The 13,374-nt window shown below is 66.0% G+C and carries 14 protein-coding genes; 2 read left to right on the forward strand and 12 right to left on the reverse strand.

What is annotated here, in order from left to right; all coding sequences use genetic code 11:
- Positions 1 to 130 precede the first annotated feature (130 nt).
- The gene (locus AB3147_RS12095; protein WP_175121854.1) at positions 131 to 928 is read left to right on the forward strand and encodes an AraC family transcriptional regulator; all 798 of its coding nucleotides are present in this window, start codon (positions 131 to 133) and stop codon (positions 926 to 928) included.
- Between the two features lie 51 nt (positions 929 to 979).
- On the opposite strand, the gene AB3147_RS12100 is transcribed toward AB3147_RS12095, so the two are convergent.
- From AB3147_RS12100 to AB3147_RS12125, 6 genes are all read right to left on the reverse strand, one after another.
- Positions 980 to 3,385 (reverse strand): TonB-dependent siderophore receptor, encoded by a 2,406-nt coding sequence (locus AB3147_RS12100; protein WP_218343598.1) that lies wholly within the window; start codon positions 3,383 to 3,385, stop codon positions 980 to 982.
- Between the two features lie 135 nt (positions 3,386 to 3,520).
- Positions 3,521 to 4,555, reverse strand: a complete 1,035-nt coding sequence (locus tag AB3147_RS12105; RefSeq protein ID WP_218343599.1) for a FecR domain-containing protein — start codon at positions 4,553 to 4,555, stop codon at positions 3,521 to 3,523.
- 47 nt (positions 4,556 to 4,602) lie between these two features.
- Positions 4,603 to 5,109, reverse strand: coding sequence for a sigma-70 family RNA polymerase sigma factor (locus tag AB3147_RS12110; RefSeq protein WP_175121851.1), 507 nt, complete (start codon positions 5,107 to 5,109; stop codon positions 4,603 to 4,605).
- A 174-nt stretch (positions 5,110 to 5,283) separates the two neighbouring features.
- Entirely contained in the window at positions 5,284 to 5,784 is a 501-nt protein-coding gene (locus tag AB3147_RS12115) for a hypothetical protein (protein ID WP_175121850.1), read from the reverse strand.
- 115 nt (positions 5,785 to 5,899) lie between these two features.
- A complete protein-coding gene (locus AB3147_RS12120; RefSeq protein ID WP_367352018.1) occupies positions 5,900 to 7,051 on the reverse strand; it encodes an NADH:flavin oxidoreductase in 1,152 nt (383 codons plus the stop codon).
- Between the two features lies 1 nt (position 7,052).
- Positions 7,053 to 7,448, reverse strand: a complete 396-nt coding sequence (locus AB3147_RS12125; protein ID WP_175136739.1) for a RidA family protein — start codon at positions 7,446 to 7,448, stop codon at positions 7,053 to 7,055.
- A gap of 145 nt (positions 7,449 to 7,593) precedes the next feature.
- Between AB3147_RS12125 and AB3147_RS12130 the strand changes: the two genes are divergently transcribed.
- On the forward strand, positions 7,594 to 8,472 hold the full coding sequence (locus tag AB3147_RS12130) for a LysR substrate-binding domain-containing protein (protein WP_367352019.1): 879 nt from the start codon (positions 7,594 to 7,596) through the stop codon (positions 8,470 to 8,472).
- A gap of 54 nt (positions 8,473 to 8,526) precedes the next feature.
- Here AB3147_RS12130 and AB3147_RS12135 read toward each other — a convergent pair whose 3' ends face one another.
- From AB3147_RS12135 to AB3147_RS12160, 6 genes are all read right to left on the reverse strand, one after another.
- A complete protein-coding gene (locus AB3147_RS12135; protein ID WP_367352020.1) occupies positions 8,527 to 9,582 on the reverse strand; it encodes an RNA methyltransferase in 1,056 nt (351 codons plus the stop codon).
- A gap of 12 nt (positions 9,583 to 9,594) precedes the next feature.
- The gene (locus AB3147_RS12140) at positions 9,595 to 10,710 is read right to left on the reverse strand and encodes a GGDEF domain-containing protein (RefSeq protein ID WP_367352021.1); all 1,116 of its coding nucleotides are present in this window, start codon (positions 10,708 to 10,710) and stop codon (positions 9,595 to 9,597) included.
- Positions 10,711 to 10,895: 185 nt separating this feature from the next.
- Positions 10,896 to 11,615, reverse strand: coding sequence for a peptide-methionine (S)-S-oxide reductase MsrA (msrA, locus tag AB3147_RS12145; RefSeq protein ID WP_367352022.1), 720 nt, complete (start codon positions 11,613 to 11,615; stop codon positions 10,896 to 10,898).
- 33 nt (positions 11,616 to 11,648) lie between these two features.
- On the reverse strand, positions 11,649 to 12,158 hold the full coding sequence (gene msrB / locus AB3147_RS12150) for a peptide-methionine (R)-S-oxide reductase MsrB (protein ID WP_175136734.1): 510 nt from the start codon (positions 12,156 to 12,158) through the stop codon (positions 11,649 to 11,651).
- Positions 12,159 to 12,218: 60 nt separating this feature from the next.
- Positions 12,219 to 12,545: a pentapeptide MXKDX repeat protein gene (locus tag AB3147_RS12155; protein ID WP_367352023.1), complete on the reverse strand. Its 327-nt coding sequence runs from the start codon at positions 12,543 to 12,545 to the stop codon at positions 12,219 to 12,221.
- Between the two features lie 40 nt (positions 12,546 to 12,585).
- Entirely contained in the window at positions 12,586 to 13,374 is a 789-nt protein-coding gene (locus AB3147_RS12160; RefSeq protein WP_367352024.1) for a molybdopterin-dependent oxidoreductase, read from the reverse strand.

The following is a 13,374-nucleotide window of genomic DNA, read 5'->3' on the forward strand; positions in this document are numbered from 1 at the left end:
CCAAGCGCGACAACGGAAACCACGCGCCCGCGCCAGGCTTGCATGAAAACGGCCGCGCGCCGATACTGGCCCAACGCCCAATCTTGCCGCTGCCGGGCAACGCCCAGCGCACCACACGCCCGCACTCTCCATGTCGCGTTCCGTCCCGCTTTCCTCCAAACAGGACCTCATCGCCCAGACAGGTTTCGCCCTGGCGGCCAGCCGGCAGCCGCGCTATGCCTTCCATTGGCATGAGCACGACTGCGCCATGCTGCTTTGGCCGCGGGCCGGCGCCCTGGACAGCGCCTGGCGGGACGAGGCCGGCGCCCGCCGCCGCTGCCGGCTGGTGCGGGGCCAGGCGTTGCTGCTGCCGTCTCATGTCGAGCACAGCACGCGCGCCGAGAGCATCTCGCAACAGCATGGCGAACTCTATCTGGCTCCGGAATTGCTTCGGGCCTGCCGGGCGGGGGGCGTGCTGCAATTGGATGGCGCGGCGCAGGCCATGCTGGATGCCCTCTGGAAGCCGGCATTGTCGGCGTCGGCGTTGCCGATGCTGGTGGAGGCATTGATCACCCAACTGGATGCGACGCACCGGATCCACGGCCAGATCATTACGCCGCAGGCGCCGCTACCGCTGGCGCGGCAATGGCTGGAACTGTTGCGCGAGCGGCTGGAAGCGGGGCAGCCGTTGCCGGCGATCGCCGATTCGGCCAGCGTGCTCGGCGCCACCACCCGTACGCTGCAGCGCGCCTGCATGGAGACCTACGGCCAGTCTCCGATTTCATTGCGCCGCATGGTCCTGGCGCAGGCCGCGCGCCAGCGGCTTGCGATGGGCGAACCGGCGGCAAGAGTCAGCGCCGAACTGGGTTTTTCCAGCAGCGGCCACCTGGGCCGGCTGCTGCGCGCGGTCGATCCTTCATCAGAAACCGGCATCGCCACGCAACCCTGAACGGGCAGGCAGCGGGGCGGCGCGAATCCCGGTTTGCCACACGAACGCGGCCTACCAGTTGACGCGCGCCGTCAGCGTGATGTTGCGCTCGTCGCCGTAATAGCAGGTGTAGGGGCACGCGGCCACGTAGGTCTTGTTGGCCAGGTTCTTCACGTTCAGCGCGAACTGCCACTTGTCCAGTTGATAGCGCACCGCGGCGTCATACGTGGTGTACGACGGTATCGGCATTTCGTTGATTTCCTGGCGGCCTACATAGCGCACGCCCACGCCCGCGCTCAGGCCCGGCACGGATGAAAACCGGTAGTCCATCCAGAGCGATGCCATGTTGCGAGGAACCGATTCGGGCCGCGCTCCTTCGTTGCCGAAATTGCTTTTGACCACGCGCGCGTCCGTCGTTGCCAGGGCGGCCACCAGGTCCAGTTGCCGGTTCAGGCTGGCCCGGGCCTCGATTTCCGCGCCTTTCGAGCGGACTTCGCCCGTCTGCACCAGGAATCCCACGTGGTCAGGGTCGCTGGTCAGGACATTGCGTTGGGTGATTTCGTAGAGCGCGAACGTGATCGACGCATCCACGCCCTTGGGTTCGTACTTCAATCCGATCTCGTGCTGCACGCCCGTGGTCGGCTTGAAGGGATTGGCGGCGAAGTCCAGTCCCGTCACGGGTTGGAACGACTTGCTGTAGCTGTAGTAGGGCGCCAAGCCGTTGTCGAACAGATACATCAGGCCGACGCGCGGCGTGAAGGCGTGGGAGTTTTGTGCGCCCGTGCCCGGCGTCGACTCGGTACGCACGGAGTCGTAGCGCCCGCCCAGCAGCGCGATCCAGCGTTCGTTGAATTTGATCTGGTCCTGCGCGTAGAAGCCCAGCTGGCGCGTGCTGTCTTCGCCATAACCGGTGGGGCCGAGGTCCGGCCGGGCGCCATAGACGGGGTGGTACAGGTTCAGCGGCGCGATGGAGCCGGATCTCTGGGCGCGCGAGAACTCGTTCTTGCTCCAGTCGATGCCGAACAGCAGCGTGTGTTCAAAGCTGCCGTGGCGCAGCTTGCCCAGCAATTGGTTGTCCACGGCCAGCCCCTTGTCGGTGTCGTACCGCGTCAGGGCATAGCGGGTGGCCAGGGCCGGGGCCGACGCGTCCACGCGCGTGTCTACCCCGGCGTACTGATTGTCGGCCCGCTGCTTGTAGGTCAGCAGATTCTGGCGCACCTTCCAGTCGTCGTTCAGCTTGTGTTCGAGCAGGTAGCCCAGCGTGGCGCCCTTTGTGACATAGCGGTCGAAGTCCGGTTCGCCAACGAAGCGCGTGCGCGAAATGCGGCCGTTGGGGTTGGGCAGCAGGGTGCCTTCCAGGGGCTTGCCCACATCGTAGGGGCTATCGGTGCGGCTGTAGCTGGCCAGGAACGTGATCAGCGTGGCATCGCTGATCTGCCACTCCAGCGCGCCGGCCAGCGAGGTGCGGTCGTTGTTGATGTAGTCGACCATGCTGTCGCTGTTGCGCGCCAGTCCGGTGAGGCGATAGCGGACATTGCCGTCCTCGGTGACCGGACCGCCCAGGTCCATCGCAATTTGCTTCTTGTTCCAGCTTCCGGTCTGCAATTCGAGCTCGCGCAGCGGCTCCGCCGTGGGGCGCTTGCTGACCAGATTGATGATGCCGCCGGGTGCGGCCTGCCCGTACAGGATCGAGGCCGGCCCCTTCAGCAGCTCGATGCGTTCGAAGTTGTAGGGCTCGATGGCGCCGCTGAGCGAGTTGATGGGGAACTTGGTGCCGTTCAGGTACAACGGAGCCGCGCCGGTAACGTTGAAGCCACGGATCGTGAAGCCCGTGCCGATGTGCCTGAGCGCCCCGCCTTCCAGCGACTGGACGCTGGCGGTGTAGCCCAGTGCCTGGTCCAGCGAGTCCGCCGCCTGCGCGACAACCTGGTCGCGCGGAATCACCGATACGGACTGGGGCGTTTCATGCAGCGCCGTGTCCGTCTTGGTGGCGGTTGCGCTGCGCCGGGCCACAAACCCTTGCACCGGGCCGAAAGCGGATTCCTCGGCAACGCCCGTCACCGTCACCGCGGGCAGGGTCTGCGCGGCGTCCTGGCCCGGCTGACTGCCGGGCACCGGACGCAGGATGTAGCCGCCATTCGGCTGTGGCCGGGCAGCCAGTCCGGTGCCTGCCAGCAGCCTGGCCAGCGCCTCGGGCGCGTCAAAGCTGCCCTGCAAGCCGGGACTGCGCTTGCCCGAGATGTCGGTGGCCGAATAGGACAACATCAACCCGCTTTCGAGGGCGTAGCGGGTCAGGGCGCTTTCCAGCGATCCGGCGGGGATCGCGTAGCTTTTCGCGCTGGCCTGGGCCTGTACGGCATCCGTTCCGGCCGACAGGGCGATGCCCGATGCTGTGAGCCAGAGGGCGCGGCTTGCCGCCAGCGCGAGGGTATTGCGTGCGATGAGGCGCGCGGCGCGCCGAGACTGACGGGGGGGCATGAGTGGTCCGGTTTCCGGTGAAAAAATGTGGCTTCTATTAGGTTTGCCACTTGGGAAACGGAAACCCCTCATGTTGGCGCGAAAAATTTTTGGGGTCGATGAATAGCGCGGCGAGTCGAGGCGGCCTGCGCGGCGCTAGGCGTCACGCAGGCGCACGGTGATCCAATAGCGCGTCACCTGGTCGACCTCGATCGGATGCGTCCGGCGCAGCATGTCCAGCACCCGGTCGGTGTCGTCCAGCGGATAGATGCCCGAGACCTTCAGGCGACCGGCAGCGGGGTCGCAGGCCAGCCGGCCGGGCACATACCGGGCAAGCTCCGCAATGAAGTCGGACAGCGGCATGTCCTGCGCGACCAGCATGCCAACGGACCATGACGCATCGCGCGGGTCCGCCACCTGCGTGGCGCCGACGGCGTCGCGGGTGAACGACGCCTGTTCGCCCGCGTGAATGACGCGCGGCGCATCCGCCTGGTGTTCGGGGCGGATCTCCACGGCGCCCTCGAACACCGCGACGTGGCTGCGGCCAGGGAACTGGCGCACGCTGTAGCGTGTGCCCAGGGCGCGCACGCGGCCTTGCGCCGTTTCCACCAGAAAAGGACGGGCAGGGCGCCCTGCCTGGGATGCCGGGTCGGGCGCGGTGGCGATCAGGATCTGGCCGTGCAGCAGGCGGACCAGGCGCTGCGAGCCGTCAAACCGGACATCGATGGCGCTTGCCGTGTCCAGGTCGATGCGGCTGGCGTCGGCCAGCAGGATGCTCGTGCGTTCTCCGGCTGCAGTGTGGTGATCGGACTGCCAGTCCAGCCAGCCGCGCCACAGGTTATCGCGCGCCAGCCAGGCGCCGCCGCCGGCAAACAGCGCCACCGCCAGCGCCTTGACGGCCTGGCGCCGCGCGGGACGGTTCCGGCCCTCGCGCGTCAGCGCGCCGCGTACGAGCGGCGTGTTCAATCCGCGCAACTGCTGGCCAAAGGTCTCGATGTGCCGCCAGGCGCGCTCGTGGTCGGGGTCTGCCTCGCGCCAGCGCCGGCAGGCCTCGCGCGTGGCGTCGCTGGCGTCGGGCGCCTGCAGGGCGACCAGCCAGTCCACGGCGCGCAGACTGACGCTGGCGGGCAATGGCGGGCCCTCAAGCTGGGGGAAGGCCGTCGGGCTTGAGTCCGCGGGCGAGTTGGGCATGGGTAAGGGGGCGTTCTTGATACAGGCGGCTGCGGCCGTGCCGATGCTCAGGCGCCGAAGAAGCAAAGGTGCGCGGCCTTAGCGATATAGCGCTGCACGGTGGCCAGGGAGACGTTCAGCGTGGCGGCGATGTCGGCCTGCTTCATGCCTTCCAACTGAGACAGCAGGAACGCCCGGCGCACGGGAGCGGCCAACGTATCCAGGCGGCGGTCCAGTTCGACCAGGGTTTCAAGCAGGATGGCGCGCGTTTCGGGGCCGGGCGTTTCAAGCTCGGGCAGGTCGGCAAGGGTGGCCAGGTAGGCTTCTTCGATCCTGCGGCGCCGCATGAAATTGGACACCACGCCTTGGGCCACGGTAGTGAGCAGCGCGCGCGGCTCGCGCACCTCGACGGTGTCGCCGCGGACCAGGAGGCGCATGAAGGTGTCGTGCGCAAGATCGGCAGCATCGGATGAATTTCCCAGCCGCCGCCGCAGCCATCCTTTCAGCCAGCCATGGTGATTCGCGTACAGGACATCGATGCCCTGTTGCGGCACTGCAAACTCAGTCGCGGACATTCTGCCTCCAGCGCGTCGCGGGGCTGGAGAATCCCGGCACCATGAAAAATGAGAATCATCCGCATTCTAAGAGAAGCCGCGATGTGACGACAAGCGGCAGCTCACTACCCGGCAGCCGCCCGCCTGAGCACGCTGTGGCGCGTGCTCGGGCGGAGTCTTCACAGGCCGGGAATATCAGCTCTGCCTGGCGAAGCCGCCCGCTGCCCATTCCGACGCCCGCTGCACGTTCAGCTTGTACGTCGGCGGCACGCGGATCTGCGCGAGCTGATCGCCGAATTCGTCGTAGGCGCTGAGCGTGGCATAGGGCTCGTCCTCGTCGGGCACGATGTCCAGCTTGATGGTCAGGCGACCTTCGTCGGTGTCGATCTTCACGCTTTTGTGCAGCGTGGCGTGCAATTGCTGCTCGTGGCGGCGCAGGACTTCGTTGGCCGTCTTGACCAGGGTGTGGAAGGCCGGCGCGTCGAGCGGCTTGGGGTTCTTCTTGTCGCGGCCCATGGTCCACGGGCCGACCAGCGCGGGCTCGGCCTGTCCGTCCAGCGTCATTTCGACGGCCCAGCCGTCGTCGTCTTCGTTCTTTATGACGCGCGCGGTCCAGCCGTCGTCGCGCCAGAGCCTGGCTTCCTGTTCCTTGGGCGCGTCGGAAATATCGGTGTCCGGCGTGGAAGTGTCGTTCACTGCGGTACTGCTCCTGGATTCGTTGATGCGCGGCGATGACGCCGCGGGCCTTGAGGGCGACCCAGCACTGTAGCCTACTGCGCGGGCAGGGCGGGTGACGCGGTTGTCACGGGTGTCACGCAGCCTGAGCCTGCGCGCGATGGCGGACCGCGTTGTCCAGGTCGGCAATCGGCGCAAGCAGGCCCCGGTCGAATTCCTCCTGTGGCTTGCCGGTGCGCAGTCTGGCCGGCCAGTCGGCATGCGTGAGCGCGCCGCGTCCCAGCGAAACGAAGTCCGCCTCCTGCCGGGCGATCAGGCCTTCGGCCCGCGTGGCGTCATGCAACGAACCATTGGCCAGCACCGGCACCGGGACATGCTTGCGCGCCAGCGCCGCCAGGCTTGGACCGGCCTCGCCGAATGCGGGGCGCCAGGCCTCGAACTCGGTGGTGTGCAGGTAATCGACGGGCTGCGTGCCCAACGTGCTGAAGATCCGCGCGGCCTCGTCCTGGCCGCCCGTCCACTTGTGGGTGAAGTCGTTGACCTTGCCCTGCGAACTGCGCACGCCCACGACAAAGTCCGCTGTCGTCGACTGCCGCACCGCCTGGATCACGTCCAAGGTCAGACGCAGGCGGTTTTCCACGCTGCCGCCGTAGCGATCCTCGCGCAGGTTGGTGTGGGCAGTGAGGAACTGATCAAGCAGATAGCCGTTGGCGCCGTGTATCTCCACGCCGTCGAATCCCGCCGCCTGCGCCCGGCGCGCCGCCTGCGCAAAGCCGTCGACCGCCTCGGCAATCTCATCGATCGTCATCGCTTCCGGCATCCGGTAAGGCCCTTGGCCGCGGTAGAAGGTCATCTGCTGTCCCGCCGGCTGCACGGCCGAAGGTCCCTTGGTCCGGGACCGATGCGGATTGCCCTGCGACAGCGCGCCCGCATGCATCAGCTGCGCAATGATGCGTCCACCCCGCGCATGCACACGATCCACCACGGGTCGCCATGCCTCACGCTGCGCATCGTCCGCCAGACCGGGCTGGAACAGGTAGCCCTGCGCATGCGCCTTGTCCGTATAGATGCCTTCGGTGATCACCAGGCCAAAGCCGCCAGCGGCGAAAGCCTCGTAGTAGTCGGCCATCTGCGCCGTGGCTCGGCCGTCCGCCGTGGCGCTGACGCGTGTCATGGGCGCGACGGCCAGCCGGTTGGGCAGGTTCAGCGCGCCCACGCGCAGCGGCGTGAACAGCATGGCGGGAAGCGTCGGCGCGTTGGTCTGCAGACGATTGTCGAGCGTGGTCATGTCACTGGCCCTCCGGTTGGCGGACCGCCGCGATGGCTTCGATCTCGATCATCGCGGCCGGATCGTACAGGGCCTTGATCTCGGCAATGGTGTCGGCCGGGTAGGGCGCCGAGAAGAACTTGCGGCGCAGCGCCACCACGTCGTCGAAATGCCCCATATCGGTGACAAAGATCGTGACCTTGATGACGTCTTTCAAGCTGGAACCGCCGGCTTCCAGCGCGCGGCGCAGGTTCTGGAAGGCTTGCTCGCCTTGCGCCAGAAAGCCGCCGTCCACGATCTTCCCGTCGTCGGCGGCGCCTGCCTGACCCGAAATGAAGAGCAGATTGCCGAACTGGATGCCTTGCGACAGCAGGAAAGGCGCGTAGTTGTCGGGCTGGGTGATGACTTGTTTGAGCATGATGCGAATTCCTTCATCTATGAGCGGCGGGATTGGGGGAGTGGGGTGCCGGTGAGTGAAGACAATGTAGGGTGGTGGCGAATCGGTGACAAAGGTTCGTTTGTCAGCTATAAGACGAGAAAAATTCATCCATAGGCAACCGCCCATGCATCGCCGATCCCTTCCGCTCTCTGCGCTGCGCGCCTTCGAAGCCGCCGCCCGTCTGGGCAGCTTCAAGGCCGCCGCCGAGGAACTTGCCGTCACCCCGACTGCCGTCAGTCATCAGATCCGCGCGCTTGAAGCCGGGACGGGTCTCGCGCTGTTCGATCGCCAGGTGCGCAAGGTCACGTTGACCGAAACCGGGTCGCAGCTGTATCCCGTGCTGCGCGACGGCTTCGACAAGTTCGAGGCGACCTTGGCGCGGCTGACGCAACAGCGCACGCGGGCGCAGGTCAGCATCTCGGCCACCAATGCCTTTACCGTGAAGTGGCTGGTGCCGCGCATGGCCGATTTCCGCCGCCAGCATCCCGACATCGACCTGCAATTGCAGGCGAGCGACGACCTTGTCGATCTGCGCTCGTCCTCGGTTGATATCGCGATCCGGTATGGGCGGGGTCCGTATCCCGGGCTGGTGACGCAGCCGTTGTTCACCGATCGATTCGGACCGGTCGCCAATCCGCGCCTGGGCGTTGTCTCGCCGGACGATCTGGCGCGGGTGCCGCTGATCCGCTTCGACTGGAAACGCGCGCAACCCGAAAACCCGACGTGGGAGCGCTGGTTTGCGGTGGCCGGGCGTCCGCTGCCGCCCGAGGCCGGGCAGTTGCGGTTTTCAGATGAAGGGCACGCCATACAGGCGGCGGTGGCGGGGCACGGGATTGCGTTGGTCAGCCTGGCGCTGGTGGACGATGAGCTTCGGGCAGGGCATCTGGTGCAGCCGTTCGGGCCCGAGATCGAGGGGCATACGTATCACCTGGCGATGTTTGGGGAGCGGGACGCGTCGGTGGCCGTGCAGGCGGTGGCGGATTGGTTGCGGGCGCAGGTGTGAAGGCCCCTTTCCGGCCTGACTTGCGTGGAGCGTGTCGCAGGCGCGCGCAAGGATTTATGTTGCGCGGGCAACTGACGTCGGCGTGCGGCGCAGTTCAACCACCTGCGCCGCGCCGACTGCACGCGCGCGCAACTGGCCACAGCCGCCGTCCACGTCCTGCCCGGCGCTGTTCCTGACCTTGGCCAGCACGCCACGGCCGTGCAGATGGCGGACGATCTCGCGGATGCGCTCGGCATCAGGGCGCTGGTAGTCATCGCCTTCTAGGCTATTGAAGGGGATGACGTTCAGCACACCGTACTTGCCCTTGAGCAGACGTACGACGGCATCGAGTTCGTCGTCGCCGTCGTTGATGCCCTTGAGCAGCGTCCATTGATACTGGATCGGGTAATCCGTGTCGCGAGCGTATTGCTCGCCCAGTTCAATCAGGGCTTCAGGCGTGATTTTTGGCGCGCGCGGCAGCAGGTGTGCACGCAGGTCGGCCTTGGTCGTGTGCAGCGACAGCGCCAGCGCCGGTTTGACGCGTTGTTTCGGCAGGGCGTCGAACACCCGCTGATCGCCCACGGTCGAGAACACGAGGTTCTTGTGGCCGATATTGCCTTCCGTGCCCAGCAGGTCGATGGCTTCGAGCACATTGTCCAGGTTGTGCGCGGGTTCGCCCATGCCCATGAAGACAACCTTCTTCACCGCACGCTGACGCCGCGCCAGCACGACTTGGGCAAGGATTTCCATGCTCGTGACCTGACGGATCAGCCCGCTCTTGCCGGTCATGCAGAAGCGGCAGCCGACCGCACAGCCAACCTGCGTGGAAACGCACAGGCCATCGCGCGGCAACAGCACGCTTTCCACCATCTGCCCATCGGCCAGTTCGACAAGCAATCGCGAGCCGTCGCTGCCCGCGTGTTCGGAGCGGATCCGGGCAAGACTGTCCAGTTCCGCCGTCACCTCGGGGATGGCGTCACGTAGAGCCAGAGGCAGGAAGTGTTCGGCGCTACGCCGCCGGGTGCCGGTGTCGAGCGCTTGCCCGTTCAGCCAGACGCGCACGACCCGCCCACGATGAACGGGCAGGGCGCCAAGAGCGGTGAGGCGATCGGTGAAGTCGGAAAAGCGCATGGGGGGCGGATTTTACTCTGCCTCGACCCGGTTCCGGCCCGCCCGCTTGGCTTGATACAGTTTGGCGTCAGCCCGCCGATACATGACCTCCCAGGACTCGGCGCGATCCGTGTGCGCCACGCCCGCGCTTATCGTGACCGGCGCTTCGTCGCTCGGATCCCGCACGCTCTGTTCAACGGCTGCGCGCAGGCGCTCCGCGCAGCGCAGGGCCTCGGGCGGCTCGGTGGCCGGCAGGAAGATGCCGAATTCCTCGCCGCCAATGCGCCCGAGCACGTCGTGCTTGCGCACCGCGTCGTTGAGGGCCTTGGCCACTTGCCTGAGCACGTTGTCTCCGCTTTGGTGGCCATGCAGGTCGTTGATGCGTTTGAAGTTGTCGACATCGCAGACGATGAGCGCCACCGCAGCGTTGCCATTCGATATGTGCGATCGGACGCGCGCTTCGAAGCCCCGCCGGTTATAGACGCCGGTCAGCCAATCGTTGTCGCCTTCCTTGCGGACCTCGTCAATGGCGTCGGCGGCGATCGCAACCAGCAGCGTGAGCGCCAGCGCGACGCTGAATACCGCAAGCGAAAGCTGCAACATCTGCCAAAACGGCGAGTCGGCAAAGGCAAGGGCGCCTTGTGGCGCCAGCGTCCCCATACTCAGCAGTGTGCGCGGCAGAAAATGCAGGCCGAAAAGCAACACCACAAAGAAAAGCGCCTTGTCGACCGGACGCTGACGCGAAGATCGCCGCATGCGCCACGCGGCAAAGCAGAACAGCAGTCCGAAGCCCGCATTCAGCACATAAACGCGGACAAGCAGGTTGCGATCGATATAGAAGAAGTACCAGAGCGCGCCCATGATGGCCGCCGCATACAGGCCAAATGCGGCCCAGGGCACGCGAATGCGTGCGCGTTCGAGAACGCCCCGCACCACCAGACATCCTGCAGCCGTGTATAGAAAACCCGAGACGAGCGCATTGAGACCCGTGTCGCGGGGTACGTACAGGACTTGTGAAATCGCCCCACAGGCAAATGTCATACAGCCTGCGGCAAGGTGCAGCAGGAAGCGTTTGCGTTGGAAGAAGAACCAGATGGCCAGGAAGGTAAGTCCGAAGATCAGCAGCAGTGCTGGCGCGATCAATGACAACGTCACTCGGACTTGCGAACCTACCATCGGGGCCTCGGGCGAAGCGGCGGCGCGTCTTGCGCGCGGGCCAAGTTTCGAGAGTTAACGGTGTCCGGGGGGCGACCTCCGCAGGCCGGCCCCCGTATCCCAAAGTGGCTGAAGTTTACGATAGGGCCGGCCCGGGGCGCCTGCGCTTCCCTCCAGCGCTATCTGTCCTTCGCGCTCACCAGCACCGGCTTGTCCCGCCATGCATCCGGAAAGGTCTTCGCCAGGTTCTCCACCTTGGGCACATCGTTGATCACGATGTACATGCTGTTGGGATTGCGCACCAGATAGTCCTGGTGATAGTCCTCAGCCGGATAAAACGCCTGCAGCGGTTCGATGGTGGTTGCCAGCGGCTTCGGATACACCCCTGTTTTGTTCAACTGCGCAATATAGGCCTCGGCCACCTTGCGCTGGCTGTCGTTGGCGGGAAACACGGCGGATCGGTATTGCGTGCCGTGATCCGGCCCCTGGCGGTTGAGCTGGGTGGGATCATGCGCGACCGAGAAATAGATCTGCAGCAGTTGTCCGTAGCTGACCTGTTTGGGGTCGTAGGTGATTTCCACCGCTTCCGCATGGCCGGTCCGGCCGCTGCTGACCGCGTTGTAGTTGGCGGTGTTGGCCTGGCCGCCGGCGTAGCCCGAGACGGCGTTGCTGACGCCCTTGACGTGTTGGAAGACGGCCTGCACGCCCCAGAAGCAGCCGCCGGCAATGACGGCTTTCTCCTGTGTGGCGGGCGCCGCGGAAGCATTAGCGGGCTGCTCCGCAGCGGGCGGGGGAATGATGAAGGCGCGTTCAGCGGCGGGCGCCGCGGTCGAGGCGATCAGGCCGCCCGCGGTGGCAAGTGCGGCGCAGAGACGGCGGAGGGAGGGGTGCTTGGACATGATGTCGGGTCCTTGTAGCGATGCGGTGGCGGATCAGGCTTGCGGGGCGAAGGTCATGGCCACGCCGTTCATGCAGTAGCGCAGGCCGGTGGGTCGAGGTCCGTCGTCGAACACGTGCCCCAGGTGGCCGCCGCAGTTGGCGCAATGCACGGCGGTGCGGGTCATCCCGAAGCTGCGGTCGCGGGTCTCGCCGACGGCGCCGGGCAGGGGCTGCCAAAAGCTGGGCCAGCCGGTGCCGCTATCGAACTTGGTGGACGACGAGAACAAGGGGTGTTCGCAGCCCGCGCAGGCGAAGGTGCCGTTGCGGTGTTCGTCGTTGAGCGGGCTGGAGTAGGGCCGCTCGGTGCCGTCGCGGCGCAGCACCTGGTACTGCTCGCGCGTCAGGCGCTCTTGCCATTGGGCGTCGGTGAGGGTGTAGGGAAAGCTGGCCGCGGGCGTGGCGGCTTGCGCCGGGCCGCTGCGCGTGACCAGCAGCGGGGCGATGCCCACGGCGGCTGCCGCGGCGCCGCCCAGGCCAAGGAAGTGTCTGCGTGTGAGGTTCATGGCGAGTTCCGTACGAATGGTTCGAGCCGGGGGCCGGCGGGCGCGGCCCCGGCGCGAGCGTTACTTCTGCATGCCGTCCTTGCTCATCCCGTCCTTCGACATGCCGCCTTTCGACATGCCGTCCTTGGACATCGACCCTTTCGACATCGAATCCCGGGACTTGGAATCCTTCGACATCGACCCCTTGGACATGCCATCGCGCGACATCGAATCCTTCTTCATCCCATCGTGCGACACGCCGTCCTTCTTCATCCCGTCCTGCGCCGGCGCTTCCTTGGACATGCCGCTTTTGCTCATGCCTTCCTTGCCCATGGTGTCGGCAGCGTAAGCGGCCGTGGCGCCGAGGGCCAGGCACACGGACAATGCGGCGGTGGTGAGTTTGTTCATGATGCGTTCCTTTTGACAGTGAAAAAAAGCGGGAAATCACCTAGCTGCCGCCGAACCAGTTGTAGCCCTGGTCCTCCCAGTAACCGCCCGGGTAGGTGTTGGTGACGAAAATCGCCTGGATGTGCTTGGGGTTCTTGTAGCCAAGCTTGGTGGGCATGCGCAGCTTCATGGGAAAGCCGTACTCGGGGGGCAGCGTCCGGCCGTCGTACGTGAGGGCCAGGATGGTCTGCGGGTGCAGCGCGGTGGGCATGTCGATGCTGGTGTAGTAGTCGTCGGCGCACTTGAAGCCGACGTATTTGGCCGACAGGTCGGCGCCCACACGCTTCAAGAATGCCGAAAACGGCACGCCGCCCCATTTGCCGATGGCGCTCCAGCCTTCGACGCAGATGTGCCGCGTGACTTGATCGACTTGCGCCATGGCGCGCAGTTCGTCCAGCCGCCAGCGGCGCTTGTCGGCCACCATGCCGGTGACCTCCAGCCGGAACGATGCCTCGTCCACCTGGGGCACGTCGTCGATGCCGTAGAAGGCATTGAAGGGAAACGGCCGGGTGATCATGGATTCGGGATAGGTCGGCGCGAGCTTGGCCGGGTCGAAGATCCAGCCCTGCACACGGTCGTTGAAGCGGGAGACGGCCGACAGCGCCTGTTCGACGCTTTCGTCGTCGGACAGCGAGCACCCGGACAACATGGCCAGGCCGCCCAGCGTCAGGCCGCGGCGCAGGAAGGCGCGGCGCGACGGTTGCTCGACGCGCTTGTCCAGCAGCTTTCCGGCTTCGCGCAGGATGGGCGGGGCGTCCAGGCCCGGCAGGAGGCGGCGTTTTTCGGTCAT

The sequence above is a fragment of the Achromobacter animicus genome (genome assembly GCF_040775605.1).
GTDB classification, from domain to species: domain Bacteria; phylum Pseudomonadota; class Gammaproteobacteria; order Burkholderiales; family Burkholderiaceae_B; genus Achromobacter; species Achromobacter animicus.

Excerpts from the sequence above, each read along its gene's own strand:
- AB3147_RS12095 (WP_175121854.1), top strand. The coding sequence starts at position 131 with ATGTCGCGTTCCGTCCCGCTTTCCTCCAAACAGGACCTCATCGCCCAG.
- AB3147_RS12100 (WP_218343598.1), bottom strand. The coding sequence starts at position 3,385 with ATGCCCCCCCGTCAGTCTCGGCGCGCCGCGCGCCTCATCGCACGCAAT.
- AB3147_RS12105 (WP_218343599.1), bottom strand. The coding sequence starts at position 4,555 with ATGCCCAACTCGCCCGCGGACTCAAGCCCGACGGCCTTCCCCCAGCTT.
- AB3147_RS12110 (WP_175121851.1), bottom strand. The coding sequence starts at position 5,109 with ATGTCCGCGACTGAGTTTGCAGTGCCGCAACAGGGCATCGATGTCCTG.
- AB3147_RS12120 (WP_367352018.1), bottom strand. The coding sequence starts at position 7,051 with ATGACCACGCTCGACAATCGTCTGCAGACCAACGCGCCGACGCTTCCC.
- AB3147_RS12125 (WP_175136739.1), bottom strand. The coding sequence starts at position 7,448 with ATGCTCAAACAAGTCATCACCCAGCCCGACAACTACGCGCCTTTCCTG.
- AB3147_RS12130 (WP_367352019.1), top strand. The coding sequence starts at position 7,594 with ATGCATCGCCGATCCCTTCCGCTCTCTGCGCTGCGCGCCTTCGAAGCC.
- AB3147_RS12135 (WP_367352020.1), bottom strand. The coding sequence starts at position 9,582 with ATGCGCTTTTCCGACTTCACCGATCGCCTCACCGCTCTTGGCGCCCTG.
- msrA (WP_367352022.1), bottom strand. The coding sequence starts at position 11,615 with ATGTCCAAGCACCCCTCCCTCCGCCGTCTCTGCGCCGCACTTGCCACC.
- msrB (WP_175136734.1), bottom strand. The coding sequence starts at position 12,158 with ATGAACCTCACACGCAGACACTTCCTTGGCCTGGGCGGCGCCGCGGCA.
- AB3147_RS12155 (WP_367352023.1), bottom strand. The coding sequence starts at position 12,545 with ATGAACAAACTCACCACCGCCGCATTGTCCGTGTGCCTGGCCCTCGGC.
- AB3147_RS12160 (WP_367352024.1), bottom strand. The coding sequence starts at position 13,374 with ATGACCGAAAAACGCCGCCTCCTGCCGGGCCTGGACGCCCCGCCCATC.